Origin of the sequence: Arthrobacter sp. UKPF54-2, from assembly GCF_007858535.1 — a bacterium.
In the GTDB taxonomy this organism is placed as follows: Bacteria; Actinomycetota; Actinomycetes; order Actinomycetales; family Micrococcaceae; genus Arthrobacter.
Genome location: NZ_CP040174.1, coordinates 2,779,754 through 2,805,571 on the forward strand (window position 1 = coordinate 2,779,754; position 25,818 = coordinate 2,805,571).

23 protein-coding genes are annotated in these 25,818 nt (G+C 68.3%); 15 read left to right on the top strand and 8 right to left on the bottom strand.

All coding sequences use genetic code 11. The annotated features are described in order from the left end of the window. From E7Y32_RS12850 to pdxS, 3 genes are all read left to right on the top strand, one after another. Entirely contained in the window at positions 1-615 is a 615-nt protein-coding gene (locus E7Y32_RS12850; protein ID WP_146337444.1) for an HIT domain-containing protein, read from the top strand. Continuing rightward, positions 605-1,243, top strand: a complete 639-nt coding sequence (gene pgsA, locus E7Y32_RS12855) for a phosphatidylinositol phosphate synthase (RefSeq protein WP_146337445.1) — start codon at positions 605-607, stop codon at positions 1,241-1,243. Before E7Y32_RS12850 ends, pgsA begins: the two co-directional genes overlap by 11 nt. A gap of 163 nt (positions 1,244-1,406) precedes the next feature. Then, on the top strand, positions 1,407-2,333 hold the full coding sequence (pdxS, locus tag E7Y32_RS12860) for a pyridoxal 5'-phosphate synthase lyase subunit PdxS (RefSeq protein ID WP_146337446.1): 927 nt from the start codon (positions 1,407-1,409) through the stop codon (positions 2,331-2,333). 351 nt (positions 2,334-2,684) lie between these two features. Here pdxS and E7Y32_RS12865 read toward each other — a convergent pair whose 3' ends face one another. Then, on the bottom strand, positions 2,685-4,697 hold the full coding sequence (locus E7Y32_RS12865; RefSeq protein WP_146337447.1) for a M3 family metallopeptidase: 2,013 nt from the start codon (positions 4,695-4,697) through the stop codon (positions 2,685-2,687). 81 nt (positions 4,698-4,778) lie between these two features. Between E7Y32_RS12865 and E7Y32_RS12870 the strand changes: the two genes are divergently transcribed. Both E7Y32_RS12870 and E7Y32_RS12875 read left to right on the top strand, forming a co-directional pair. Continuing rightward, positions 4,779-6,065 carry a CapA family protein gene (locus E7Y32_RS12870; RefSeq protein ID WP_146337448.1) on the top strand — a complete coding sequence of 429 codons (1,287 nt, stop codon included), beginning with the start codon at positions 4,779-4,781 and terminating at the stop codon, positions 6,063-6,065. Between the two features lie 2 nt (positions 6,066-6,067). Beyond that, on the top strand, positions 6,068-6,928 hold the full coding sequence (locus tag E7Y32_RS12875) for an alpha/beta fold hydrolase (protein WP_261382443.1): 861 nt from the start codon (positions 6,068-6,070) through the stop codon (positions 6,926-6,928). An 18-nt stretch (positions 6,929-6,946) separates the two neighbouring features. Here E7Y32_RS12875 and E7Y32_RS12880 read toward each other — a convergent pair whose 3' ends face one another. From E7Y32_RS12880 to E7Y32_RS12890, 3 genes are all read right to left on the bottom strand, one after another. Beyond that, positions 6,947-7,426, bottom strand: a complete 480-nt coding sequence (locus E7Y32_RS12880; RefSeq protein WP_146337449.1) for a GNAT family N-acetyltransferase — start codon at positions 7,424-7,426, stop codon at positions 6,947-6,949. Between the two features lie 9 nt (positions 7,427-7,435). Beyond that, positions 7,436-8,113: a type 1 glutamine amidotransferase gene (locus tag E7Y32_RS12885; protein WP_261382635.1), complete on the bottom strand. Its 678-nt coding sequence runs from the start codon at positions 8,111-8,113 to the stop codon at positions 7,436-7,438. Between the two features lie 116 nt (positions 8,114-8,229). Further along, on the bottom strand, positions 8,230-9,534 hold the full coding sequence (locus tag E7Y32_RS12890; RefSeq protein WP_146337450.1) for a Mur ligase family protein: 1,305 nt from the start codon (positions 9,532-9,534) through the stop codon (positions 8,230-8,232). 92 nt (positions 9,535-9,626) lie between these two features. Here E7Y32_RS12890 and pdxT point away from each other — a divergent pair, with 92 nt between their 5' ends. The 9 genes from pdxT (at position 9,627) to E7Y32_RS12935 (ending at position 19,615) form a co-directional block, all read left to right on the top strand. Further along, a complete protein-coding gene (gene pdxT, locus E7Y32_RS12895; protein ID WP_146337451.1) occupies positions 9,627-10,328 on the top strand; it encodes a pyridoxal 5'-phosphate synthase glutaminase subunit PdxT in 702 nt (233 codons plus the stop codon). Between the two features lie 3 nt (positions 10,329-10,331). Beyond that, positions 10,332-11,087 carry a YebC/PmpR family DNA-binding transcriptional regulator gene (locus E7Y32_RS12900; protein ID WP_146337452.1) on the top strand — a complete coding sequence of 252 codons (756 nt, stop codon included), beginning with the start codon at positions 10,332-10,334 and terminating at the stop codon, positions 11,085-11,087. Continuing rightward, complete coding sequence (gene ruvC / locus E7Y32_RS12905; protein WP_146337453.1) at positions 11,084-11,662, top strand: crossover junction endodeoxyribonuclease RuvC; 579 nt, start codon at positions 11,084-11,086, stop codon at positions 11,660-11,662. The genes E7Y32_RS12900 and ruvC overlap by 4 nt, the downstream gene beginning before the upstream one ends. A 131-nt stretch (positions 11,663-11,793) precedes the next feature. Then, positions 11,794-12,447, top strand: coding sequence for a Holliday junction branch migration protein RuvA (ruvA, locus tag E7Y32_RS12910; RefSeq protein ID WP_146337454.1), 654 nt, complete (start codon positions 11,794-11,796; stop codon positions 12,445-12,447). After that, the gene (gene ruvB / locus E7Y32_RS12915; protein ID WP_146337455.1) at positions 12,440-13,549 is read left to right on the top strand and encodes a Holliday junction branch migration DNA helicase RuvB; all 1,110 of its coding nucleotides are present in this window, start codon (positions 12,440-12,442) and stop codon (positions 13,547-13,549) included. Before ruvA ends, ruvB begins: the two co-directional genes overlap by 8 nt. A gap of 245 nt (positions 13,550-13,794) precedes the next feature. After that, positions 13,795-14,202 carry a preprotein translocase subunit YajC gene (yajC, locus tag E7Y32_RS12920; protein ID WP_146338648.1) on the top strand — a complete coding sequence of 136 codons (408 nt, stop codon included), beginning with the start codon at positions 13,795-13,797 and terminating at the stop codon, positions 14,200-14,202. Positions 14,203-14,309: 107 nt separating this feature from the next. Beyond that, positions 14,310-16,070, top strand: a complete 1,761-nt coding sequence (secD, locus tag E7Y32_RS12925; RefSeq protein WP_146337456.1) for a protein translocase subunit SecD — start codon at positions 14,310-14,312, stop codon at positions 16,068-16,070. Beyond that, a complete protein-coding gene (secF, locus tag E7Y32_RS12930; protein ID WP_146337457.1) occupies positions 16,071-17,078 on the top strand; it encodes a protein translocase subunit SecF in 1,008 nt (335 codons plus the stop codon). It begins immediately after the preceding gene. 143 nt (positions 17,079-17,221) lie between these two features. Continuing rightward, positions 17,222-19,615 (top strand): RelA/SpoT family protein, encoded by a 2,394-nt coding sequence (locus tag E7Y32_RS12935; RefSeq protein ID WP_395940423.1) that lies wholly within the window; start codon positions 17,222-17,224, stop codon positions 19,613-19,615. On the opposite strand, the gene E7Y32_RS12940 is transcribed toward E7Y32_RS12935, so the two are convergent. The 3 genes from E7Y32_RS12940 to E7Y32_RS12950 all read right to left on the bottom strand — a co-directional run bounded on the left by E7Y32_RS12940 (position 19,612) and on the right by E7Y32_RS12950 (position 22,894). After that, positions 19,612-20,283: a hypothetical protein gene (locus tag E7Y32_RS12940; RefSeq protein WP_261382444.1), complete on the bottom strand. Its 672-nt coding sequence runs from the start codon at positions 20,281-20,283 to the stop codon at positions 19,612-19,614. The two genes, E7Y32_RS12935 and E7Y32_RS12940, sit on opposite strands and share 4 nt — an antisense overlap. 126 nt (positions 20,284-20,409) lie before the next feature. After that, positions 20,410-22,026 carry a DUF349 domain-containing protein gene (locus tag E7Y32_RS12945; RefSeq protein WP_146337459.1) on the bottom strand — a complete coding sequence of 539 codons (1,617 nt, stop codon included), beginning with the start codon at positions 22,024-22,026 and terminating at the stop codon, positions 20,410-20,412. Positions 22,027-22,087: 61 nt separating this feature from the next. After that, on the bottom strand, positions 22,088-22,894 hold the full coding sequence (locus E7Y32_RS12950; protein ID WP_146337460.1) for a peptidylprolyl isomerase: 807 nt from the start codon (positions 22,892-22,894) through the stop codon (positions 22,088-22,090). Between the two features lie 226 nt (positions 22,895-23,120). On the opposite strand from E7Y32_RS12950, the gene hisS reads away from it, so the two are divergent. Beyond that, positions 23,121-24,467: a histidine--tRNA ligase gene (gene hisS, locus E7Y32_RS12955; RefSeq protein WP_146337461.1), complete on the top strand. Its 1,347-nt coding sequence runs from the start codon at positions 23,121-23,123 to the stop codon at positions 24,465-24,467. 9 nt (positions 24,468-24,476) lie between these two features. Here the strand turns inward: hisS and E7Y32_RS12960 are convergent, their stop codons facing one another. Beyond that, positions 24,477-25,754, bottom strand: a complete 1,278-nt coding sequence (locus E7Y32_RS12960; RefSeq protein ID WP_146337462.1) for an APC family permease — start codon at positions 25,752-25,754, stop codon at positions 24,477-24,479. Positions 25,755-25,818 lie beyond the last annotated feature (64 nt).

Consider the following 25,818-nt stretch of genomic DNA (forward strand, 5'->3'; position numbering starts at 1 on the left):
GTGCAGGAGACCACAGGCGCTGTCCCGGGATACCCGGGGGACGAGGGCATCACCGACGACTTTGGCCTGGCCGGGGTGCCGGACGCCTTCCAGCGCCTGTGGACTCCGCACCGCATGGCGTACATCAAGGGCGGCCAGCACCAGTTCAAGAACCCGGATGACTGCCCCTTCTGCGTCGCCCCCGAACGCGAGGACGACGACTCCCTGATCGTCTACCGCGGGCGCACCAGCTACGTGGTGCTGAACCTCTTTCCGTACAACCCGGGCCACCTGCTGGTCTGCCCGTACCGGCACATTCCCGACTACACGGACCTGACCTTGGAGGAGACCGCAGAGTTCGCCGAGCTGACCCAGACGGCCATGCGGGTGCTGCGCAAGGTGGCCAACCCCACCGGTTTCAATCTCGGGATGAACCAGGGCGTGACCGGCGGGGCGGGCGTCGCGGGCCATCTGCACCAGCACGTGGTGCCGCGCTGGGGCGGGGACGGCAACTTCTTCCCGATCATCGCGCAGACCAAGGCGATCACCCAGACCCTCGGCGAAGTCCGCCAGCAAGTCGCCGAGGCGTGGCCGGAGCCGACCGCGACCGAGACCGGGGCGACGGATGCTCAATAAGCACGCACGCGGCTTCTTCACCGCCCTGTTCTCGCCGCTGGCCCGCTGGCTGCTGCGGATCGGTGTCTCACCCGACGCTGTGACGATCGTCGGCACCGCCGGCGTTGTGGTCGGTGCCCTCGTGTTCTATCCGCTCGGCCAGCTCTGGTGGGGGACGCTGTTCATCACGGCGTTCATCTTCTCCGACGTCATCGACGGCATCATGGCCCGGATGCAGGAGCGCGGCGGACGCTGGGGCAACTTCCTTGACTCCACCCTTGACCGTGTCGCCGACGGCGCGCTGTTCGCCGGCGTCGCCATCTGGTATTTCACCGGCGGCGCCGACACCGCCATCGCCATCGCCGCCGTTGTCTGCCTGGTGCTGGGCATGGTGGTGTCCTACGCCCGGGCGAAAGCCGAGGCGCTGGGTTACCACGCGAACGTCGGCATCGCGGAACGCGCCGAACGGCTGGTGTCCGTCCTGGTGATCACCGGACTCACCGGCGTCGGGCTCCCCACGGTGATCCTGTTCGCCACCCTCTGCCTGCTCGGCCTGGCCAGTTTTGTGACCGTGGTGCAGCGCATCGCCGCCGTGCACCGGCAGTCGCTGGACGAGGCCCGCGACACCGCCACCGAACAGGCCGCCTGAGGCCGTAACCGGAATTCAACCCGGCCGTGGCGGGGGACTAGTATTAGCCTTACCGGCCAATCGTTCCCGGTATTCCGGTGTGTGCGGGCCCGTGTATGCGAGATTGTCCTCTGCGTACCGCCCGCGCCCCGGTGAGGTCATCTATCTACCCATAGGGGTTTTTGTGTCTACACCTGATGTAAGCAACGAAGCCGGCGCGTCCGCCAAGAACGTTACGGGCAGCAGCCGCGTCAAGCGCGGCATGGCGGAGATGCTCAAGGGCGGCGTCATCATGGACGTCGTCAACGTCGAGCAGGCCCGCATCGCCGAAGACGCCGGTGCCGTGGCCGTGATGGCGCTCGAACGCGTCCCTGCCGACATCCGTGCCCAGGGCGGCGTCTCGCGCATGAGCGATCCGGACATGATCGACAAGATCATCGACGCCGTCTCCGTGCCGGTCATGGCGAAGGCCCGCATCGGCCACTTCGTCGAGGCTCAGGTCCTGCAGTCCCTCGGCGTCGACTACATTGACGAGTCCGAGGTCCTGACCCCGGCGGACTACACCAACCACATCGACAAGTGGAACTTCACCGTTCCCTTCGTCTGCGGCGCCACCAACCTGGGCGAAGCGCTCCGGCGCATCAACGAGGGCGCGGCCATGATCCGCTCCAAGGGTGAGGCCGGCACCGGCGACGTCTCCAACGCCACCACGCACATGCGCCAGATCCGCGCCGAGATCCTGAAGCTGGCTGCCCTGCCCGAGGACGAGCTCTACGTCGCCGCCAAGGAACTGCAGGCCCCGTACGAACTGGTCAAGGAAGTTGCCTCCACCGGCAAGCTCCCGGTGGTGCTGTTCACCGCCGGCGGCATCGCCACCCCGGCCGATGCGGCCATGATGATGCAGCTCGGCGCCGACGGCGTCTTCGTCGGCTCGGGTATCTTCAAGTCCGGCAACCCGGCCCAGCGCGCCGCCGCCGTCGTGAAGGCCACCACCTTCTTCGACGACCCGGACGTCATCGCCAAGGCCTCCCGCGGCCTGGGCGAGGCCATGGTGGGCATCAACGTCGACGAGATCCCGCAGCCGCACCGCCTCGCCGAGCGCGGCTGGTAACAAAAGGCGACAGTAGCGCCTGACCCATTCGGCTTAAAAAGCGAGACTGCAGAGGCTCCATGAACGAGGCGCCTTGGCGCCTGGTTTGTGGAGAAGCAGTCGAACGCTGACGGCGCTGATCCTCTGCGTACTATTCCCCGCGCGTTATTGGCAGCTGAGCTGCTGGTTGGGGCGCGGGGCCCCTTTTACGCACGCTGCCGGATCACACCATCAGTCGCCTGGTGCTGCTGAACGACGACGGCGGGTCACCTTTCTTAGGTGACCCGCCGTCGTCGTCGTTTTCCCGTCGATTGCTCCGTAGGTGCCCTTTTCGGGCTCCAAAAGGGCGGCTACGGAGCAGTCGATGAGGGGTCAGTCCAGGCCGCGGCGCTTGAGGAGCGGTTCGAGCCGGGCGTCGCGGCCGCGGAAGGCGCGGAAGGACTCCAGAGGGTCGCGGCTGTTGCCGCGGGAGAGCAGCTCGGCCCGGAAGAAGTCTCCGTTGGTGCGGTTCAGGCCGCCGTTTTCCTTGAACCACTCGACCGTCTCGGCGTCGAGGACCTCGCTCCAGATGTAGGAGTAGTACCCGGCCGCGTACCAGCCGCCGGCGAAGATGTGCTGGAAGTAGCCGGTGCGGTAGCGCGGCGGGATCAGGCTGTGCGCCACCCCGGCGGCGGCCAGTGCCTTGGCCTCGAACTCTAGGGCATCCTCCGGGATGTCGGTGCCGTCGAGCACGTGCCAGGCTAGATCCAGGAGGGCCGCGCCGAGGTACTCGGTGGTGCCGAAGCCCTCGCCCCACAGGGCTGCCTCGTTGAGCTTGTCCACCGCGTCCTGCGGCAGCGGCTCCCCGGTGGTGTGGTGCCGGGCGTAGTTGGCCAGCACCTCGGGCCACATGATCCACATTTCGTTGACCTGCGAAGGGTACTCGACGAAGTCCCGCGGCACGGAGGTGCCGGCGAACCGCGGGTAGGTGACCGAGGAGAACAAACCGTGCAGGGCGTGGCCGAATTCGTGGAACGTGGTCCGCAGCTCATCCAGGGTCAGCAGCGTCGGCTCGCCGGCCGGCGGCTTGGAAATATTGAGGTTGTTGATCACCACCGGCCGGGTGTTCAACAGCCCGGACTGTTCCACGAGCGAGTTCATCCAGGCGCCGCCGCGCTTGGAATCCCGGGTGTAGTAGTCGCCGAGGAACAGGCCGAGGTCGGTGCCGTCGGAGTTCTTCACTTCCCAGACCCGGACATCCGGATGGTAGCCGGCCAGGTCGGTGCGTTCGTGGAAGGTGATGCCATAGAGGGCGTTGGCGGCGAAGAACACACCGTCGTTCAGCACCCGGTCCAGCTCGAAGTACGGCCGGAGGGCCTGTTCGTCCACGGAGTACCGTTCGCGCTTCACACGGGCCGAGTAGAAGGCCCAGTCCCAAGCCTCCAGCGGGTGGCCGGCGACCTCCGCCAGCGCGTCCGCCTCGGCGTCGGCGTTCCGGACGGCGGCCGGGGCCAGGCGGTTCATCATGGCCTGGACGGCTTCGAAATCGGGGGCGGTCTGCTGGTCCACGCTGAGCTCGGCAAAGTTGGCGAAGCCGAGCAGACCGGCTTTCTCGGCGCGGAGCCGGACCATGTCCTTGACCAGGTCCAGCACATCGAGGCTGCCGCCGCTGCTGCCGCGTCCGATCGAGGCTTCGTAGAGCCGGCGCCGCACGTCCCGGTTTTCCAGGGCGGCCAGGGCCGGCTGGTTGCTGGGCTGGATCAGGGTGAGAAGGAACTTCCCCTCGTGCCCGGCGGTGCGGGCGGCTTCGGCGGCGCTGGCGACGTCGTCGGCGGGGAGGCCCGCTAGTTCGGCGGCGTCGTCCAGGAGCAGGGAGGCGGACTTCATGCCTTCCTTGACGCGCTGGCCAAACTCCGTGCCCAGGGTGGACAGCTCGGCATTGATGGCCTTGAGCCGTTCCTGGCCCGCATCATCGAGCTGGATGCCGGACTGGCGGAACTCCTTGAGGTATTCCTCCACCAGCCGGCTGGATTCGGCGTCGAGCCGGTCGGTGTTGATGGCGGCGAAACGTTCGAACAGGCCACGGTTCAGGTACACGGCGTCCTGGTGCGCCGAGAAGGCGGGGGAGAGGCGGGTCTCCAGTTCGCGGATTTCCTCCGAGGCGTCGGCGGAGACCAGCGTGAAGAAGGACGCCGCGGCCCGCTGCAGCAGCTGTCCGGAGCGCTCCATCGCCAGCGCCGTGTTCTCGAAGCTCGCCGGCTCCGGATCGTCCACAATCGCCTGGATCTCGGCGAGGTGCTCGGCCAGGCCGGCCTCGACCGCTTCGGCGTAGTGCGGTACCTCGATGTCCGCGAAAGGCGGCAGTCCGTAGGGCAGGGGGCTGGGACTCAGAAGGGGATTGGTCATGAAATGACTCTTTCATGTAAGCCCCGAGTTCTCAATGAATCGCTAGGCGTGTTGTGATCCGGCCCACCGTAGGATTGCCGCATGCGACCCATCCCTTCCACGTTGCGCGGACGCCTCCTCGCCGGCTCAGCCACAGCTCTCCTGGCGGCGTCCTTGGCGTCCTGCGGCGTCGGCTCCCGCCCGGACGGCAATGCTCCCGCCTCCTCACCGGCGGCGAACTCTTCCGCCTCAGGCGGCGCAGCCACGACCGAGTCCGCCACGGAATCCGCGACGCCGTCGAACCCGCCGGCTCCCACCCCCACCCCGACGCCGGGCAAGGGGCCGGCCTGCGCGGCTGTCCGCTGCACCTCGGTCCTGGTCACCGGGGACATGCTGGTCCACGCCCAACTCTGGGACCAGGCGCGTGCGGACGCCCTGGCCGCCGGCGCCAAGGGACTGGACTTCGGGCCCCTGCTGGAAGGCCAACGCAAGTACATCGAGAAGAGCGACCTTGCGATCTGCCACCAGGAAACGCCCGTGGCCGGCCCCACGGGGCCCTTCTCCGCGTACCCCTCGTTCAACGTCCCGCCGCAGATCACGATCGCTGCCCGGCAGGTGGGCTACCAGGCCTGCACCACAGCGAGCAACCACACGATTGACCGCGGCACCGCCGGGCTGGTCCGCACGCTGGACGCCCTCGACGCCGCCGGGCTGCAGCACACGGGCTCTTACCGCAGCGAGGCCGATTCCCAGGGCATCATGATCTTGCAGACTGCCGCGGCAAAGATTGCCGTGATCGAGGGCACCTACGGGCTCAACGGCCAAGTCCCGGAAGCTGCCTGGCAGGTGGACATGCTGGACCCCGGAGCCATGATCGCCAAGGCCAAAAAGGCGCGGTCCCTCGGCGCCGACATCGTCCTCGGGGCCATGCACGCCGGGGAAGAGTACGCGAGCGTGCCCAATGCCGAGCAGCAGCGCGTCGCGCACGCCCTGGCGGAGAGCGGCCAGTTCACCATGGTCTACGGCCACCACACCCACTCGGTGCTCCCGATCGAACGGTACAAGGGGACCTGGATTGCCTATGGCCTTGGCAACGGGATCACCGAACTATCGCCGAGTTACGTGGTGAACAACGAAGGACTGCTGGTCCGGGCCCAGTTCAGCCAGGACGTCGCCGGCACGTGGACCGCGTCCGACCTGGCCTGGGCGCCGTCGGTCATTGTCCGCGGGCCCTACCGCTGGTGCTCCGTCGCCACCGACGCCCCGCAGGGCCCCTGCGCCGGAGCAGCCGCGGACGCGGCCACCCGGCTGCGGACCCGGACCGTGGTCGAATCGATGGGGGCGGCTGCGGCAGGCGCCCACGAACTGCTGATCACAAAGGAGCGGTAGGGATGGACACTTTGATGGAACGACGGCGGAGCGTCGCGGCGCGCGGGGCGGAGCTGGCCGTATTCGAATACGGCCTGCAGCCCGGCCCGGACGTGCCGACCTTGGCCTTCATCCACGGCTACCCGGACGACCACCGGGTGTTCCTCCAGGCCATCCGGGAGCTTGCGGCGACGCACCACGTGCTCGCCTACGACACGCGCAACGCCGGCGCGTCCGCCGTCGTGGGCGCCCCGGGCGACTTCACGCTGGCGGCGCTGGTGGACGACCTGTTCGCCGTCCTTGCCGAAACCGGTGCCAACCGCGTGCACCTCGTGGGCCACGACTGGGGGTCCATCCAGGGCTGGGCCGCCGTGCAGGATCCACGCGCCGCCGCCCTGATCAGCCGGTATACGAGCATCTCCGGCCCGGACCTGCGCCACTTCGCCCGCTGGGTGCGCACACGGTTGCGGAACCCGCGCAGCTGGCGTCCGCTGGCCGGGCAGTTGCTGCGCAGCTGGTACATCGCGGCTTTCCTGGTTCCGGTGCTGCCGGAGGCCGCTTGGCGGCTGTTCCTCACCCGGCGATACGAACAACTGGCCAAGCGCGACGTCGGGAACGATCCGGTCCGCGGGCTGGCCCTCTACCGGGCCAACTTCTTTCCCGGCCGGAACCGGCCCTCGCCGCCGGCCCGGGCGAAGGTGGCCATGCCGGTGCAGGTGGTGGTGCCGCTCCGGGACCCGTTCCTCTCCCCAGACCTGGTGGAGGGGCTCGAGGCTTGGGTGGAGGACCTGACCGTGGTGACGGTGGACAGCGGCCACTGGTGGCCCGCGACCCGCGCGGTCGAGTTGGCCGAGCTGCTGCGCACCAGCGACGCCGGCGTATGAGGCCGTCGCCGCTGCCCGTCAGTCGGGGACGCCGCCCGCGAGGCTGAGGGCCATGAACACGCTGTTGGGATCGGGCTGGTAGCCGGCAAACGGCGGGCAGGGGACGAAGCCGTGCCGTGCGTAGAGGCGCCGTGCCGGGGCGAAGAACTCCTGCGACCCGGTTTCGAGAAACAGTCGCTGGTAGCCGCGCAGGTGGGCCTCGTCCAGGATCCGGCCCAGGACCAGGGCGGCGATGCCACGGCCCCGAGCGTGCTCCGCCGTCCGCATCGACTTGATCTCCGCTTCCTCCCTACCAAGTTCCTTCAGCGCTCCGCAGCCCAGCAGTTCTCCGCCGTCATCGCGGGCGGTCCAGAAGCTGATGTCCGGGCCGGCCAGCGCGCCGTGGTCCAGGGCGTGCACACTCTCGGCCGGCGACGTCGCGAACATGTCGGCCAAGTGTTCCTCCAACAGGTCCCGGACGTCTGGGAGGGCCGGGCTGTCGCGGGCTATCAGGATCATGCCCGGGCCTCAGCGGGGGCGGCGGGCCGCGTGCTCCCGGGCCAGGACGGCGTAGGAGTCGTCCGGGGTACCGGGCACGAACGTGCCGTATTTGCGCTCCACGGCGGTTTTGATCAGGAAGTCGGCCAGCGCCGGGTTCTTGGGCAGCAGCGAGCCGTGCAGGTAGCTGGCCACAATGTTGCGGTAGCGGGCACCCTCCTGGCCGTCGCTGCTGTTGTTTCCGGTGCCTTTGGCCGTGGTACCCAACGGCGCGACGCCGGGGCCCAGCGTGGTCTGGCCGCTGTGGTTCTCGTAGCCCAGCACGGTGCCGAATTCAGGGGAGGACACCGCGACGTTGCCGATCAGCCGCTCGTCTGTGCCGTGGGTCTCCACGTCAAGGATGCCGATGCCGGGGATGACGGAGCCGGTCCGGGTCTTGAAGAATTTTCCGAACAGCTGGTACAGCCCGCAGATCACCAGCATGGGTGTGCCGTCCTCGGCGAGCTCCTTGAGGACCGTCTCACGGGAGAGCAGATCGTCCTGGATCACCACCTGGCCGCTGTCCTGGCCGCCGCCGCCCACGATCAGGTCCACGTGGGCCGGGAAGTCGTCGCCCACGTTGTATTCGAGCAGTTCCGGGGCGTAGCCGTGCCAGCGCAGCCGCTGGGCGAGGACCAGTGCGTTGCCCCAGTCGCCGTAGATGTTCATATCCCGCGGATAGAGCTGAAGCACGCGGATGGTGCCCTTGCTCGGGGCCGGGGACTCTTCGGGCGGCAGGACGTGGCCGAAGGATAGCCCGTCCGGGGTTTCGGGGGATGCGGGGGTCATGAGACCACCTCCACTGTGGTGATTTTGGAGAGCTCGCGGCGGATGGCCAGCATGGCGGTGTAGGTGCAGAAGATCCGCTTCGGCTGGTCCTTGGCCCCGCGGATGAAGGCGGCCAGGGCGGCCGCGATGTCCGTGTCCACGGCGCCGATGGCGACGTCGTCGTACTGCAGGCGCAGGGCCATGTCGTAGGCGCGGGAGCCGGTGAGTTGGTCCACGCCGCCCTCGCGCAGGGTGTCGAATTCCACGTCCCAGAGCCAGGACATGTCCCGGCCGTCCGCGTAGTTGTCGTTGATCGCGATCATGGTCGCGTAGCCGGCGGCCGGGAAGGACTTCAGGCCCAGCCGGAAGCCGCTGGGGTTCTTGACCAGGACGAGCTCCAGCGGCAGGCCGTCGACCACCAGGCTTTCGCCGCGGCCGAAGGCAGGCGCGACGTTGGCGAGGGCCGCCAGCAGCCCGGCGTGGTCGGTGCCCGAGCCGCGGGCGCCCGTGATGGCCCGGGCCAGGGTCAGGGCCGCGGCTGCGTTGAAGATGTTGTAGACGCCGCGCAGCAACATATGCGTGGTGACCGTGGCGCCGTCGTACTCGAAGTCGGCGTCGTCGGCGCCCACCCGGCGGAGGACGACGTCGGCCTGCGGCTTGGCCGGGGCCGGCGGCACCGGGCTGCCCGGTGCGGCCCGCAGCTCGTCGTCGTTCGGGAAGGTGCTCAGCAGCGAGTCGTCGAGTCCGAAGTAGAGCACCTCCGGGCCATTGACCGCGGCGGGTTCGAGCGTGTCCGCGATCCGTGCGACGCGCGGGTCCTCGCGGTTCAGCACGACCGTGCCGGTGGTCTTCGCGGCGATGTGCTGCAGCAGTTCGGCGGTCTTGTCGATCTCGCCGAAGCGGTCGAGCTGGTCGCGGAGGACGTTCAGCAGCAGGCAGTAGCGCGGCGGGACCTTGTTGACGAAGTGCACGGCGTGGGCCTCGTCCAGTTCCAGGACGGCGACATCGGCGTCGAGCCGGCCCCGCCAGTCCACCTCGCCCAGCAGCGCCGCGGCGACGCCGCGGGTGAAGTTACTGCCGGTCCGGTTGGTGAAGACCTTCAGGCCCTGGCTCTCCAGCAGTTCCACGACCATCTTGGTGGTGGTGGTCTTGCCGTTTGTGCCGCTGACGACGGCGACTCCCAGCGGCAGTGTGGACAGCGTCCGCTGCATAAAGCCGGGGTCGATTTTTTCGACCACCAGGCCGGGAAGAGCGGAGCCTCCGCCCCGGAGCCGGGAGACCCGGCGGACGAGCTTGCCGAGCGGAACGCTGAAGTAGAGCATGCTTTGTAATATATCCCAGCGGCGGCATGGAACTCGGTCCGGCGGCACGCCCCGGTGCGGTCCAGCGCACCCCCGCCCATTATGCTGGCAGCATGACCACCCCCCTCACTTCGCCTTCTTCCCGCGTGGGATCGGGCCTGCGGATCGGTGTCCTGGCGCTCCAGGGCGACTTCCGCGAACACCTGCATGCCGTGGAAGCTGCGGGCGCCGCCGGCATTGGCGTTCGCCGCCCCGCCGAACTGGACGGCCTCGACGGCCTCATCATTCCCGGCGGGGAATCGACCACCATTGACAAGCTCGCCAGGATCTTTGAGCTCAGGGATCCGCTGCGTGACCGCATCCGGGCCGGGCTGCCCGTCTATGGCTCCTGCGCCGGGATGATCCTGCTGGCCGACGAGATCGCCGACCCCGCCACCGACCTCGCCGGAAATCCGCAGCAGACCTTCGGCGGCCTGGACATCACGGTCCGCCGCAACGCCTTCGGCCGGCAGCGCGAGTCCTTCGAGACCGACCTGGAGTTCAAAGGGCTGGAGTTCAGCGCGGACGGCGGCGCCGTTGCCCCCGTGCACGCGGTGTTTATCCGCGGACCCTGGGTGGAACGCGTCGGCGCGGGCGTCGAAGTGCTGGCCCAGGTGGAACCGTCCCGGGCCGGCCACCCGGAATCCCTGGACGGGACGGCTAGAATTGTTGCAGTGCGTTCCGGCAAGCTGCTGGCCACCTCCTTCCACCCGGAAGTGACGGGGGAGAAGCGCGTGCATGAACTGTTTATTCGAATGATCAGAGGAGAAGCGTAAAGCATGTCAGGCCACTCCAAATGGGCGACGACCAAGCACAAAAAGGCCATCCTGGACAGCCGCCGGGCCAAGTCGTTCGCCAAGCTGATCAAGAACATCGAAGTAGCCGCGCGCATGGGCGGACCCGATCTCGCCGGCAACCCGAGCCTGGAACTTGCCGTCACCAAGGCCAAAAAGACCTCGGTTCCCGCTGACAACATCGACCGCGCCATCAAGCGCGGCGCCGGCCTCACCGGCGAAGTCGTGGACTACACCGAAATCATGTACGAATGCCGCGGACCGCAGGGCTCCGCGCTGCTGATCGAGTGCCTCACGGACAACAAGAACCGCGCCGCCTCCGAGGTCCGGCTGGCCATTTCGCGCAACGGCGGAACCATCGCCGACCCCGGCTCGGTCAGCTACCTGTTCTCCCGCAAGGGTGTTGTCTCGCTGCCGAAGAACGGCCTGACCGAGGACGACGTGCTGATGGCGGTCCTCGACGCCGGTGCCGAAGAAGTCAAGGACAACGGCGAGAGCTTCGAGATCCACTCCGAGCCGACGGATCTGCAGGCCATCCGCGACGCGCTCAAGGAAGCCGGGATCGACTACGACACCGACGAGGCTGAGTTTGTGCCCTCCATGCAGGTGCCGCTGGACCTCGACGCCGCCAAGAAGTTCATGAAGCTCGTCGACGCCCTCGAAGAGCTCGACGACGTCCAGAACGTCTACAGCAACGCCGACCTCAGTGACGAAGTGCAGGCCGCACTGGAAGCCGAGTGACCCTTCGCGTCCTCGGCGTCGATCCGGGTCTCACCCGCTGCGGGATCGGCGTCGTGGACGTTGAGAAGAATCGCCGGGCCACCATGGTGGCCTTCGGCGTCGTCGGCACCTCCCCGGGGGAAAGCCTGGACCAGCGGCTGCTGGTCATCGCCACCTCCATCGATGAGTGGCTGGATACGCACGAGCCGCATGTCCTCGCCGTCGAACGCGTTTTCTCCCAGCTCAACGTCAGCACGGTGATGGGCGTGGCCCAGGCCTCCGGGGTGGTGATCGCCGCCGCCGCGCGCCGGGGGATCCCGGTGGCGCTACACACCCCCTCCGAGGTCAAGGCCGCCGTGACCGGCAGCGGAACCTCCAACAAGGACGCCGTCACCAAGCTGGTCACCAAGATCCTCCGGCTCGACGCCCCGCCGCGGCCGGCCGACGCCGCCGACGCCCTGGCGCTTGCCATCACGCACGCATGGCGGGCCGGCAGCGGTGCAGCGGTGGCGACGACCGGCCCGGGAAGCCAGTCCCTCACGCCCGCACAGCGCGCCTGGGCCGACGCCGAAGCGAAAGCGCGCCGTGCACGCTGAATGGCACGATAAATGTCCGGGCGCTTGCTAGGGTATTCGTAGATATGTTCGGATAGCCGGTGCTTGCAGATTTACGCCCGCCGGCTTGACCCAGCTGGACCCGAACCAGCTGTAAGACCAGGAGCCAGGCCTTGATCAGTTTTCTCCGCGGAACCGTAGCGCACGTCGGCCTGTCCTCGGCGGTGATCGACCTGAACGGCGCCGGCATGAGCGTCAACGCCACGCCGCAGACCCTCAGCCGGCTCCGCGTCGGGGACGAGGGCAAACTGTTCACCTCCCTGATCGTCCGGGAGGACTCGCTCACCCTCTTCGGCTTCGCCACCGACGACGAGCGCGAGGTCTTCGACGTGCTGCTGAGCGTCAGCGGTGTCGGACCGCGGCTGGCGCTGGCCGTGCTGGCCGTCCACGACCCCGAAGCAATCCGGGTGGCCGCGCACTCCGGCGACGGCAAGGCCTTCACCAAGGTCCCCGGCATCGGCCCCAAGGTCGCCGGCCGGATCGTGCTGGAACTGGCCGGGAAGCTGGTACCGCACGGCACCTCGGGCCAGTCCGACGGGGGCGCCCCGGCCCGGTCCGCCGAAGCCGTGTGGAAGCCCCAGGTGGTGGCCGCCATGACGAGCCTCGGCTGGTCCGAGAAGGACGCGACCTCCAGCATCGACAAATCGCTGGCCGACTCCCCGGAACTCGCCGAGGCCGGCAACGTCGCGGAAATCCTCCGCGCCACGCTGCGCTGGCTGGGCCAGGACGGCGCCCGCGCCGGGAACCGCGTAGGCGCCCGTGGCTGAGCCGTCGCTCGTCGCCGGGGGAGAGGAACCGGAAGAACGCGCCATCGAGGCCGCCCTCCGGCCCAAGAACCTGCACGATTTCGTGGGCCAGCACCGGGTCCGCAAACAGCTCTCGCTGGTGCTGGAGGCCTCCCGGATGCGCGGGCGCAGCGCCGACCACGTGCTGCTGTCCGGTCCGCCCGGCCTGGGAAAGACCACGCTGTCCATGATCATCGCGGCCGAGATGAACGCCCCGCTGCGGATCAGCAGCGGGCCGGCGATCCAGCACGCCGGGGACCTGGCCGCCATCCTGTCCTCGCTCTCCGAAGGGGAAGTCCTCTTCCTCGACGAGATCCACCGCATGTCACGCCCGGCCGAGGAAATGCTCTACATGGCGATGGAGGATTTCCGGGTCGACATCGTCGTCGGCAAGGGCGCCGGCGCCACCGCGATTCCACTGGAACTGCCGCCGTTCACCCTCGTGGGCGCCACCACCCGCGCCGGCCTGCTGCCCGGGCCGCTGCGGGACCGGTTCGGTTTCACCGGCCACCTGGAGTTCTACTCCGTCGAGGAACTCGAACTGGTGCTGCGGCGCTCCGCCGGCCTGCTGGACCTGAAGGTGAACTCGGCCGGTTTCAGCGAGATCGCCGGCCGGTCCCGGGGCACCCCCCGCATCGCCAACCGGCTGCTGCGCCGGGTCCGGGACTGGGCGCTAGTCCACGGGGTGGAGCAGATCGACGCGCGGGCCGCCTCGGCTGCCCTGGATATGTACGAGGTGGACAAACGCGGCCTGGACCGGCTGGACCGTGCCGTGCTGGAGGCGCTGATCACCAAGTTCGGCGGCGGTCCGGTGGGCCTGTCCACCCTGGCTATCGCCGTCGGCGAGGAAACCGAAACCGTGGAAACCGTCGCTGAACCGTACCTGGTCCGGGAAGGGCTGCTCGGCCGGACCCCGCGCGGGCGGATCGCGCTGGCGCCGGCCTGGACGCACCTTGGCTTCGCCGTGCCGGCCGGTGCGTTCGGCCAGGATCCGCTGGACCTGTTCCAGGCCGGAGACGCCGACGGCGGGCCCGCCGGGCTGGCAGCCGACCCCGATCCGGAATGGATCCGTAATAGTCAATAGCACTCGCTAGTGACCTTTTCCCTTTAGACTGGTATGACGCTCGGCACGTTCGGGCCTTTGTTTCCGTGCGCGGCTCCCGCTAGCCGCCGATGGCAGGGCAGGTTTTTCTGCCACGGGCCTGCCAGGTTTCCTGTCAGGTTCCACGCCAGGTGGCCCCGGAGCGAAGCGGACGTTGCTGAAAAACCAGCTCGCAAGTACAGAACGGAACTTTCCCCTTGGATCTAACGACAATTCTCCTGTTTGTCATGCTCGGCGTGTTCGTCTTTATGATGTTCCGCCGCAACAAGAAGACGCAGCAGCAGCAGGCGGAGCTCCAGTCGAAGTTCGGCCCCGGCGTCGAAGTCATGACCAGCTTCGGCCTGTTCGGCCGCATAGTCGAGATTGACGAAGCCGAGAACAAGGTTGTCCTGGAGCTCTCCCCGGGCAACACCGCCACTGTGCACCGCCAGGCCGTCACCAAGATCGTCGAGCCGGTTGCCACCGTCGAGGAACCCACCGTTGTTCCCGATGACGCTTCCTCGCTGACCCTGGGCAAAACCGAAGAGCCCGGCTCCGCCGTCGGGGGCAACACCGTCGCCGGTGACACGCCCCGCCACGAAACGCCCGACGAAACCCTGCGCCGCCTCAACGACGAAGGCAAAAAAGACAGCTAGTCTGCCTCCTGAGCAATCCCGCGGAGCTTCAGTGCGCGGGCATCCGCCGGTGCGGGCCTGACCAGGGCGCACCGGCGGTTCCTCCGTAAACAATAGAAAGATCGACAATGGCACGAACTGGCCCCAAAAACTCAGCCCGCAGGGTGCTGGTCTGGCTCGGCGTAATTCTCGCCGTCCTGACGGCCGTCCTGGCCGGCGGCACCATGGCCGGACAGGCGAGCTGGGCCCCCAAACTGGCCCTGGACCTTGAAGGCGGCACCCAGATGATCCTGGCGCCCAGGGTGGAGGGCGGTTCGGGTATCAATGAAGAGCAGCTCAACCAGGCCGTGGCGATCATCCGCCAGCGCGTCGACGGCTCCGGTGTCGCGGAAGCCGAAATCAGCACCCAATCCGGCCGCAACGTCGTCGTCAGCCTCCCGGGCACTCCGACCAAAGAGACCCGCGCGCTGATCCAGGCGTCCGCCGACATGAACTTCCGCCCGGTCATCCAGGCCGGTGACGGCGCTGCCGTTCCCGCCGAGGCGCGGACCCCGGAAGACAAGCTGCCCAAGCCGACCGCCGCGCCCGCGAACAGCAGCGACGAGAACTGGGTCACCGCGGACGTCTACAAGAAGTTCGAGGCGCTCGACTGCGTCAACCCGTCCCAGGACAAGCAGGAACGCTCAGACCCGGCCAAGCCCCTGGTGACCTGCGAACCGGCATCCGACGGCCGGCCCGCGATCAAGTACATCCTCGGCCCGGTTGAGGTCAAGGGTTCGAACATCAAGAACTCTTCCTTCCAGCTGCAGCGCGGCGCGCAGGGTGCGGTGACCAACGAATGGGCCGTCGATATCCAGTTCGACGACGAGGGTACGGCCAAGTTCAAGACCGTCACCGAGCGGCTGAACCAGTTCTACGTTGCCGCCGGCGGCCAGAGCGGCTCGGATCCGAAGTCGCAGTTCGCGATTGTACTGGACGACCAGGTCATTTCCGCCCCGCGGTCCCAGGCAGTCATCACCGATGGCCGCCCGCAGATCACCGGCGGCTTCACCGAGAAGTCCGCCAAGGCCCTCTCTGACCAGCTGCGCTTCGGCGCCCTGCCGATCAGCTTCGAGATCCAGAGCGACCAGCAGATCTCGGCCACCCTTGGCGGGGAGCAGCTCCGGATGGGCATGCTGGCCGGCCTGATCGGCCTGCTGCTGGTTGTGGTCTACTCGCTGTTCCAGTACCGGGCCCTTGGCTTCGTCACCGTCGCCTCGCTCGTCGTCGCCGGTGCACTGACGTACCTCGCCATCGCCATCCTCGGCTGGACGGAAAACTACCGCCTCTCGCTGGCGGGCGTCGCCGGCATCATCGTGGCGATCGGCCAGACGGCGGACTCCTTCATCGTCTACTTCGAACGCATCCGTGACGAACTCCGCGAGGGCCGCGGCCTGGTCTCGGCGGTGGAGAACGGCTGGAAGCGCGCCAAGCGGACCGTCCTGGCCTCCAAGGCCGTGAACCTGCTCGCCGCCCTCGTGCTGTACTTCGTGGCGGTGGGCAACGTCCGCGGCTTCGCCTTCACCCTGGGCCTGACCGCGATCGCCGACCTGATCGTCGTCTTTATGTTCACCCACCCGACCCTGCAGGTGCTGGCCCGGACCAAGTTCTTCGGGGAGGGCCACAAGTTCTCGGGCCTTGACCCGAAGCGGCTCGGCGCCGTGCCCCTCTACCGGGGTGCCGGACGGATCCGGACGCCGGAAGACAAGCCCGTCCCGGCGCCGCGCGCCAAGAACACCGGTGCCGCGGCCGAGGCCGAACGCCGGATGACCATTGCAGAACGACGTCTCGCGGAAAAGCAGGAGCAGCTCGCTGGCTCCTCCAAGAGCGCGTCCAAGGAAGGCAAGTAAATGGCCAGCTTCGCCACTTTCGGTAACGACCTCTACACGGGCAAGCGCTCCTACGACTTCGTCGGATCCAAGAAGATCTGGTTCCTGATCGCCGCCGTCGCCGTCGCCCTGTCCATCCTGCTGCCGGTCGTCAAAGGCGGCTTCAACCTCGGCATCGAGTTCCGCGGCGGCTCCGAGTTCACCGTGTCCAATGTCAAGGACCGCGACGCCGCACTCGGCGAAAAGGCCGTCCAGGACGTCGTCTCGGGCAGCCTGCCGCGCGTCGCGAACGTCGCCGGCAACACCATGCGCATCCAGACGGACAAGCTGAACGACGAAGAGGTCCTCAAGGTCAAGGAAGGCCTGACCAAGGCCTACGGCGTGACCGACAACGAGGTCACCTCGACGTTCGTCGGACCCACCTGGGGCGCGGACGTGACCAAGCAGGCCCTGATCGGCCTGGCGATCTTCGTGGGCCTGGCCGCGGTCCTGATGGCGTTGTACTTCCGGACCTGGAAGATGTCGCTGTCCGCCCTCGCCGGCATGGCGGCGACCATGTTCGTCACCGCCGGGGTGTACTCCCTCAGCGACTTCGAGGTGACCCCGTCGGCCATCATCGGGTTTCTCACCGTGCTCAGCTACTCGCTGTACGACACGGTGGTGGTCTTCGACAAGATCCGCGAAAACACCTCCGAACTGCAGTCCTCCACCCGGCGCACCTTTGCCGAAGAGGTCAACCTGGCCGTCAACCAGACCCTGGTACGCTCCATCAACACCATGATGGTGGCCATCCTGCCGGTCGGCGCCATCCTCTTCATCGGCGCCGGACTGCTGGGCGCGGGCACGCTGCGGGACCTCTCGCTGGCGCTGTTCGTGGGCATCCTGATCGGCACCGCGGCAACCATCTTCGTCGCCGCCCCGCTGTACGCCTGGCTGCGCCAGGGCGAGCCCGACCTGGTCAAGCAGGCCAAGCGCGTCGAACAGCGGCGCGCCGAAAATGCCGCCAAGGCGGCCCCGGTCACAGCCTAGCCGCCAGGTCCCGCCGAACCCGCCCGACGGGCCGGAGAACGTCCCCGACGTTCCCCGGCCCGTCGGCCGTTGGGCGCCGGTTACAAAAGTATCCCGCCGCGGGAATAGACTTGAATAATTAACGGGTTGTGAGGGGTGCTTCATTGGAAGAACGTTCGACGCCGGTGCCTGCAGCTCCGGCGGCTCAGGCTGCCGGCCAGCGGTCACAAGCTGGCTTGGCTGCTCCCGGCCGCCCCGACGCGGCCGTGCCCGTGGACAACTCCGGGACGCGCCCGACCTTCCCCGGACGCCGTGAACGCACCCGCTCCAGGCTCGCGCGACTGACCGGCCGCGGAACACCCGCCTATTCGCCCATCCTCGAACCTCTGCTGCGCACCGTGCGGGCCAACAACCCCAAGGACGACTTCGAGCTCATCCAGCGCGCTTTCGTGGTGGCTGAACGTTGCCACCGCGGGCAAAAGCGCAAGAGCGGCGACCCCTACATCACGCACCCGGTGGCCGTTGCCACCATCCTGGCCGAGCTGGGCCTGAGCGGGACGACGCTGGCCGCAGCGCTGCTGCACGACACCGTGGAGGACACCTCCTACACCCTGGAGGACCTCAAGGGCGAGTTTGGCCCGGAAGTCGCCATGCTGGTGGACGGCGTCACCAAACTGGACAAGGTCAGCTTCGGCGAGGCCGCCCAGTCCGAGACCGTCCGCAAGATGGTTGTGGCCATGGCCAAGGACATCCGTGTCCTGATGATCAAGCTCGCCGACCGGCTGCACAACGCCCGCACCTGGCGCTTCGTCTCCGCCGAATCCTCGGCCCGTAAGGCCCGCGAAACCCTCGAAATCTTCGCGCCGCTGGCCCACCGGCTCGGCATGAACACGATCAAGTGGGAACTCGAGGACCTCTCCTTCGCCGCGCTGTATCCCAAGGTCTACGAGGAGATCGTGCGGATGGTGGGGGACCGGACGCCGGAGCGTGAAAAGAACCTCGCGGTGATCCGCAACCAGATCACCGAGGACCTCCGGGCGGCCAAGATCAAGGCCACCATCACCGGCCGGCCCAAGCATTACTACTCGATCTACCAGAAGATGATCGTCCGCGATAAGGACTTCGACGACATCAACGACCTGATGGGCGTGCGCGTCCTGGTCGACTCGGTGCGGGACTGCTACGCCGCACTCGGTGCCATGCACTCGCGCTGGAACCCGCTTCCGGGCCGGTTCAAGGACTACATCGCGATGCCCAAGTTCAACATGTACCAGTCGCTGCACACCACGGTGATCGGCCCCGGCGGCAAACCTGTGGAGATCCAGATCCGGACCCATGAGATGCACCGCCGCGCCGAGTACGGCGTCGCCGCGCATTGGAAGTACAAGGACCAGCCCAACCGGACAGCCGCCGGCCCGGGGAGCCCGCGCGACGGCGACATGGGCTGGCTGCGGTCGCTGGTGGACTGGCAGCAGGAAACCTCGGACCCCGGCGAATTCCTCGACTCGCTGCGCTTCGAGATCAACGCACGCGAGGTGTTCGTCTTCACCCCCAAGGGCGAGGTGATGGCCCTGCCCGCCGGGTCGACGCCGGTGGACTTCGCCTATGCGGTCCACACCGAGGTGGGGCACCGGACCATCGGGGCGCGGGTCAACGGGAAGCTGGTCCCGCTCAACAGCGAACTGAACCACGGCGACTGGGTGGAGATCTTCACCTCCAAGGCCGAGGGTGCCGGGCCCAGCCAGGACTGGCAGCACTTCGTCAAGAGCGCCCGGGCCCGCAACAAGATCCGGCAGTGGTTCAGCAAGGAACGCCGCGAAGAGGCGATCGACCGCGGCAAGGAACTGCTCACCAAGGCGATGCGCAAGCAGAACCTTCCCCTGCAGCGCCTGATGACGCACGACGCCCTCGCCGCGATTGCCGAGGACTTCAAGTACACGGACATCTCCGGGCTTTACGCCGGCGTGGGCGACGGGCACACTTCGGCCCAGTCCGTGATGGAACGGCTCATCGAGAGCCTCGGCGGCAACGAAACGCCCGAGGACGACCTCACCGAGGTCTCGATCCCCACCCAGGTCACCAAGACCCGTTACTCCGACTCGGGTGTTGTGGTCCGCGGTGTCGGCGACGTCTGGGTGAAGCTGGCACGCTGCTGCACCCCGGTGCCGCCGGACCCGATCCTGGGCTTCGTGACCCGTGGCTCCGGAGTCTCGGTGCACCGGACGGACTGCACCAACGTGTCGGGCCTGATGGACCAGCCGGACCGGATCGTCGAAGTCGAGTGGGCGCCGACCCAGTCCAGTGTGTTCCTGGTGGAAATCCAGGTCGAGGCCCTGGACCGCAAGTCGCTGCTTTCCGATGTCACCCGGGTCCTCTCGGAGAACCACGTGAACATCCTGGCTGCGAGTGTGCACACCTCAACCGACCGGGTCGCGATCTCCAAGTTCGCCTTCGAGATGGGCGACCCGAAGTACCTCAGCCACGTGCTCAGCGCCGTGCGGCGCATCGACGGCGTCTTCGACGTCTACCGCACCACCGGCAACAGCCGCCGCAGCTAGCCTTGCGGCCGGTCGCGGCCCTGCCTTGAGGTCAGGGCTGCGAGTTTGTCCAGGGCAGCCTTCTTGTACGGCAGCCGAGGCGTCGCTTCCACCGCCCGGATGAGCAGCCGCAGGGGCACCCCGAGTTCCGGCGCGGCCAGCAGCGCGCCGAGGGCCGGCAGGGCACGGTCGGGATCCACATGCAGGGCAATGTCCACCGCCGTCCGCAGCGGACTGGAGACCATGAGCCCGCCGAGGCTGACGACGTCGAACGGGCCAAGCCGCACTTCGTGGAAACTGCAGCCGCGGGTGGCCCTGAGGCTGGAAACCCGCCGGCTGGCATCCACCAGCAGGGCTATCCGGTCCGGTTCCCCGGCGCAGCCGTAGATCCACGCTGCCGTCATCCGCCCGGCGACGACCCGTTGCCGGATGGGCGGCGGAATGGTGCAGGCCGCGGCCCGCGCCCGCAGCTGCGGGGTGGAGGCAGTGCCGGGCGGCAGGTAGCCGCGCTGCGAGAGCCGCGTCAGCACGCCGTCGGCCGCCATTGCCTGCAGCTCGGCCCAGGAGAACAGCGTCCCGGGGGAGTAGAGCATCGGCGGCGGCGTACCCGTCTGCATCTGCGTGGAATGGCAATCCGGCAGTCCGGAAGCGGGGACGCCGGAGACGGGGTTGCCGGGCACAGGGACCATTCAGCCATCGTGCCGTCTTGGCCGGAACGCGGAACAGGCCCCGTTCCGGTCATGTGGATAACCGGGCGGAGCCTGTTCCAGCCGCCGGGGAGGCCCGGTGGCGGGGCTTGCTGTCAGCGGATGGCGCTAGGAGAGCTCGCTGGCGGAGCGTTCGAGCTGCTCCAACCAGGCCTGGCGCGCCTCGAGGGCCTCCTTCGCCGCCTTGATCTTGCGCTCGTCGCCGGCCTTCTCTGCCTTGGCCAGGTCGTCCTTCAGCCCGCTGATGGCCGACTCCAGCTGCGACAGGGCGCTGTTGGTGCGTGCCTTCGTTTCGGGGTTGGAACGCTTCCAGTTCTCATCCTCGGCGTGGCGGACGGCGTCCTCCACCTTCCGCAGGCCGGCCTCAATCCGGCCCATGTCCGCGCGCGGAACCTTCCCGGCTTCCTCCCAGCGGTCACGGATGGACTGCAGCGCCTTCTTGGCGGCGGCGAGGTCCTTGATCGGGAGCAGTTCGTTCGCCTCCGCCAGCAGGGCTTCCTTCACCACGAGGTTCGCGCCGTATTCCTGGTCGATCTCCTCGTTGGCGGCCTGCCGGTTCGTGAAGAAGACGTCCTGCGCAGCCCGGAACCGGGCCCAGAGCGCGTCGTCGTCCTTGCGGCTGGCGCGCGGGGAGGCCTTCCACTGGTCCATCAGGCGGCGGTACTCGCCGGCGGCGTGGCCCCAGTCTGTCGAGGACGACAGCGCTTCGGCCTCGGTGATCAGCTTTTCCTTGGCGGCCTTGGCGGCCGAGTTGTTGCTGTCCAGCTGGGAGAAGTAGGCGCGGCGGTGCCGGTCGAAGACCGTGCGGGCGGCGCGGAATCGCTTCCAGAGCGCGTCCTCGTTGCTGCGGCCCAGCCGGACTCCGCTCTTCTGCGCCGTCTTCCAGCTCTCAAAGAGTTCGTTCATCCGGGCGCTGGAGGTCTTCCACTGGATCTGTGCCGGGTCGTGCCCGGCGATCTCCTCGGCCTCGGCGACGATCGCCTCGCGGGCAGCCAGTTCCGCGGCGCGGACGGCGTCGTGCTCGGCCTTTTCGGCCTTTTCCAGCTCGGTGATCTGGCCGGACAGGGTGTCCAGGCGCGCCTCGGCGGCGCGAAGGTCACCGACCATATTGCGTTCGGCCAACTGATCGCGCAGGTGCGTCACGGTCTTCTGCATGTCTGCGGCCGGAGCCTTCGAGGCCACGCGCTGCTCCAGCAGGACGATCTGGGCCAGGACGTCGTCGTACTTGCGGGCGAAGTAGCCCAGCGCCTCGTCATCACTGACGCCCGGGTACTGGCCGACGGCGTGCTCCTCACCGTCAATGGTCAGGAACACCTGGCCGTCGCCCTCCACCCGGCCCCAACGTGCAGCCTCGGCAAGCGACGCCGCGCTGGAGGCGGGCGTGGCGGCCGGCGCGGCGACAGACGGCGAAGTCTTCGGCCGGGCCGCAAAAGCAGCGGGCGACGGTGCAGGACGCGGCGCCGGTGCCGGACGCGGGGCCGGTGCCGGAGCGGCGGGTTCCGCGGTCGGAGCGTCTGCCGCCGCGGGGGCGGGCTCCGGAGCTTCCGCCGGCGCGGGCTCCTCAGCGGGCTCCACGGCCGCAGCTTCGGCGGCGGGCTCGGTGGCCGCCGTCGTTTCTGCCGCAGTCGGGGTCGCCTCGCTGGCCGCCTGGGTCACCGCAACCTCGGCTTCGGTCTCGTTGGCAGCTGCTGCCACTGTTTCGTCGGATTTCTGACTGTCTGTCACCGCTAGAAGTCTTTCGCTTGGAGGGAAATACCGGCACCGCGGCCACGAGGGCCCCGGCAGGTTACTTCAGAGAGAACGAGTCTATCGTGACTGGTTCCACAGGTGCGCCGTCCGTGGCGCTGGCGCCTGGTTTGACGCCGGCCGCGGCAATACTGGCCACCACGTCCAGGCCGGACGTGACCTTGCCGACCACCGTGTAACCGCCGGCGGCATCGGCCGGGATCACGGTGTCCTTATAAACGATGAAGAACTGGGTTCCGTTGCCGTAGGCGTTGCCGCCGGTTCGTGCCACGGCGATGGTGCCGGCCGGGTACTTGTTGTCTGCCGGGGTGTTCTCCAGCGGACCCCAGGTGAACGCGGGATCACTGTTGCCATCCCCGGACTTGGAGCCGCACTGCAGCACGCCGAAGGATTCCGCGGTGGTGAGCCGATGGCAGTTGACGCCGTTGTAGAAGTTCTGGTCCGCGAGGGACTTGAACACGGCGGCCGCCTGCGGGGCCTTGGTGCCGTCAAGTTCCACACCGACCGTGCCGCGGTTGAGGGCAAGCTCACCAGTGAAGTTCTTTCCCGCCGCGGTCTCGGGCTTGGGGATGTTTTGGCCGTTGCTGGCGCTGGCGGACGGCGTGGCCGAGGCTGACGGGCTCTTCAGCCCGGCCTCGGCGGCCTTGAATTCGTCCTCGGTCGGGTTGCCGGCGAAGACCGTCAACTGCAGCACAATGGCCAGGGCAAGGACGGCGGCGCCGCCGGCCGTAGCGAGGATGTTGTCGCGCTTGCGGCGCTTGTCCTGCTCGCGCCGCAGCTCACGCTTTGCCTCCATCTGCTGGACGCGCCGCTTGGCTTCGCGGGCGCTCCGTGAACTGGCCGCCAAAGGTCCTCCTGGTTGTTAGGGCCGCATCCCGGACCGCACGCCGTCGGCGCCGTCGGGGATGCAGCAAGCAAGCTGCGGCAGCGCCGCCCGCCGCGTGCGCATTAGAGATGCGCGCGGCAAAACGCATAAACTGACTGCCGCACACAGTTTATGCACGACTGGCCGGTCTGCGCGCGACGCCGCGGCCGTTGTATCCGCCGTCGTAATCAGAGGAGAAAATTCCACCATGGCACGCACCGCCTCCCTGTCCGGATTCCCCGAGTGGCTTCCCGAGGAGCGGCTGGTGGAGCTGCATGTGCTGGACACCCTGCGGCGGACCTTTGAACTGCACGGCTTCTCCTCGATTGAGACCCGCGCGGTGGAGACCGTCGGGCAGCTGTTGCGCAAGGGCGAAATCGACAAAGAGGTCTACGGGCTGAGCCGGCTGCAGGACGACGAGGGAGCAGACGCGCCATCGCACAAGGCAGACCCGCACGCCCTGGCCCTGCACTTCGACCTCACCGTGCCGTTCGCCCGCTACGTCGTGGAAAACGCCGGCTACCTGGCCTTCCCGTTCCGCCGCTACCAGATCCAGAAAGTCTGGCGCGGCGAGCGTCCGCAGGAAGGCCGCGCCCGCGAGTTCACCCAGGCGGACATCGACATCGTCGGCGACGGCGAACTGCCGTTCCGCTATGACGTCGAGATCGCGCTGGTGATCGCCGAGGCCCTGAGCGCCCTGCCCATCCCGGACTTCCTGCTGCGGGTCAACAACCGCAAACTGGCCGAGGGCTTCTACACCGGGATCGGGCTGGCCGACACCGCCGGAGTACTCCGCAGCATCGACAAACTCGAAAAGATTGGCCCCGCCAAAGTGGCCGAGCTGCTCAAGACCGAACTCGGGGCCACCGAGGAGCAGGCGCAGGCCGCGCTCAAGCTCGCCGCGATCCGCACCGGGGACACCTCGTTCGTTCAGCAGGTCCGGGCCCTCGGCGTGGACAACGAGCTGCTGGAGGAAGGCCTGAACGAGCTGGAGCAGGTCATTGCCGCGGCCGTCCAGCGCGCCCCCCGCAAGGTGGTTGCTGACCTCAGCATCGCCCGCGGCCTGGACTACTACACCGGCACCGTGGTGGAGACGGTCCTGGTGGGCCACGAACAGCTCGGCTCGATCTGCTCTGGCGGCCGCTACGACGCCCTCGCCAGCAAGGGCAACCGCAAGTTCCCCGGCGTGGGGCTCTCCATCGGCGTGACCCGGCTGGTCTCCCGGATCCTCAGCCAGGACCTCGCCAAGGCAACACGGTCCGTGCCGACCGCCGTGCTGGTGGCTCTCAACAGCGATGACTCCTGGGGCGCGGCGCAGGATGTCGCGGCGCAGCTGCGCGCCCGAGGGATCGCCACCGAGGTGGCGGCCAAGGCCGAGAAGTTCGGCAAGCAGATCAAGTTCGCGGACCGCCGCGGCATCCCGTTTGTCTGGTTCACCGACGACGACGGCAAGCACCAGGTCAAGGACATCCGCACCGGGGAGCAGCTCGACGCCGATCCGGCCACCTGGGCGCCGGCCGCGGAGGACCTGCACGCCCGGGTCCTGAAGGCCTAGGCCGCTCTCCTATTCCGCCGCAGCCTTCCTGCGCCGCCGCAGCACCAGGAAGCGGCCGGCGGCCCCTGCCGCGAGGACGGCGGCCATGCCGAGCGCCGAGCCGGGCGGCAGGGTCACGGCCAGCAGCAGGCAGCCGAGGAAACCGAGGACGTTGAGCCAGCGCGGGGCGTGCCACGGGCGCGCTCTCAGGGTGAAGGCGGCGGCGTTCGTCACCGCGTAGTAGACCAGCACGCCGAAACTGGAGAAGCCGACCACAGTCAGGACATTGGTGCTCAGCAGCAGCACGATCACGGCGGCCGCGACGGTCAGCTCGGCCGCATACGGAACCGTGTGTGCCCCGCCCACCCGGGCCAGCGGGGCGGGCAGGTCCCGCTCCCGGGCCATCGCCATCGCCGTCCGGCCCACTCCGGTTATCAGGGCCAGCAGCGCGCCGAGGCACGCGGCCGCCGCTCCGGCCTGGACCAGCGGAGCGCCCGGGCTGAGCCGCGAGCTGGTGACCGCGTCCAGCAGGGGAGCCGTCGATCCGGCCAGTTGGGCCGGCGGGAGGTGCCACTGCAGCAGAGCCGCGAGCCCCATATAGATCAGGAAGGCTCCGCCGAGTGCGCCGAGGATGGCCCGCGGGATGGTGCGGCCGGGATCCTTGACCTCCTCGCCCAGCGTGGCGATCCGGGCGTACCCGGCAAAGGCGAAGAACATCAGGCCGGCGGCGGGCAGCACGCCCCACGCGTTCTGGCCGTCGGCGGTTCCGGCAGCCGCGGCGCCGGCCGCCGGGTGCGGGCCGGTCAGGGCTGCCGCCGCCACGAACGCGATCGTGGCAAGCACCATGGCGAGCAGGACCTTGGTCAGCAGCGCCGTGCGGGTAATGCCCAGCAAGTTCACTCCGGTCAGCACGACGACGGCGGCAACCGCCACCGGGGTGGCGAAGCCGGGTGCGAGGTATTGTCCGAAAGTGAGCGCCATCGCCGCGCAGGACGCCGTCTTGCCCGTGACGAAACCCCAGCCGGCGATGAAGCCCGGCCATTCGCCCAGCTGCCGGCGGCCATAGACGTAGGTCCCGCCGCTGGAGGGGTACTTGGCGGCCAACTGTGCCGATGCGACGGCGTTGCAGTAAGCCACCACGCCGGCCACGGCCACCGCGAGCGTCAACAGCGGACCGGCCAGGGCCGCGGCGGGGGAGAACACCACGAACACGCCGGCGCCCAGCATCGAGCCCAGCCCGATCGCGGTGGAATCGACCACACCAAGGCGGCGCTGCAGCTGTCCGGGCGGGGGTGGAGGCGTTGCCATGGCGGGTGGGGCCTTTCCTACGGGTAAACTCGAACGGGACCGTTCCTGTAGCGGTCCCATTTAA